The organism is Autumnicola lenta, assembly GCF_031846515.1.
GTDB lineage: Bacteria > Bacteroidota > Bacteroidia > Flavobacteriales > Flavobacteriaceae > Autumnicola > Autumnicola lenta.
Window position 1 is genome coordinate 1 of record NZ_JAVRHO010000079.1, and the last position, 579, is coordinate 579.

The 579-nt window shown below is 35.6% G+C and carries 1 protein-coding gene; it reads right to left on the bottom strand.

The features are described from left to right. Nucleotides 1–67: 67 nt before the first annotated feature. Complete coding sequence (gene tnpA, locus RM545_RS17505) at nucleotides 68–508, bottom strand: IS200/IS605 family transposase (RefSeq protein ID WP_311496576.1); 441 nt, start codon at nucleotides 506–508, stop codon at nucleotides 68–70. Nucleotides 509–579 lie beyond the last annotated feature (71 nt).

The following is a 579-nucleotide window of genomic DNA, read 5'->3' on the forward strand; positions in this document are numbered from 1 at the left end:
AGTAAAAATCACACCTTCTAAGAAGGTGGCTTTGGCTAGCCCCCATAGGGGGCCTTGAAGATCATTGCTAAAAATCAAACTTTTGTTGCTCATTTTCAATCCTCTTCTCTTCTTGCTCTTGATACTTTACATATTTCTTTATCATATCCTCGTCTAAGCCGACTGTGTTGACAAAATATCCCCTAGCCCAAAAATGATTGCCCCAATAAGGCTTCTTCTTTAATTTTGGATAACTCTTGAAAAGCTTAATGGCAACTTTGCCTTTTAGAGTTCCCATCAACTTTGATATAGAAACCTTGGGAGGAATAGAAACCAACAAATGAACATGATCTTCCTGAACGTTTAATTCCTGAACTTCACAACTTTTCCACTCACAAAGCATCTTAATATCATTCTCTATCAAATTCTTGATTTCTCCCTTCATTATACGAAGTCTATATTTAGGAACCCAAACAATATGATATTCACACTTATAGACTACGTGGCTAAGTTTCTTGTATTTACCCATAAAACAAATATAGGCATAGCCCTAAGAACATTACCACCTGCAAAGCAGGTGGATTTTTAAGTTAAATTAAA

What these genes read in the sequence shown, in the direction of transcription:
- tnpA (WP_311496576.1), bottom strand. Translation starts at nt 508, where the DNA reads ATGGGTAAATACAAGAAACTTAGCCACGTAGTCTATAAGTGTGAATAT.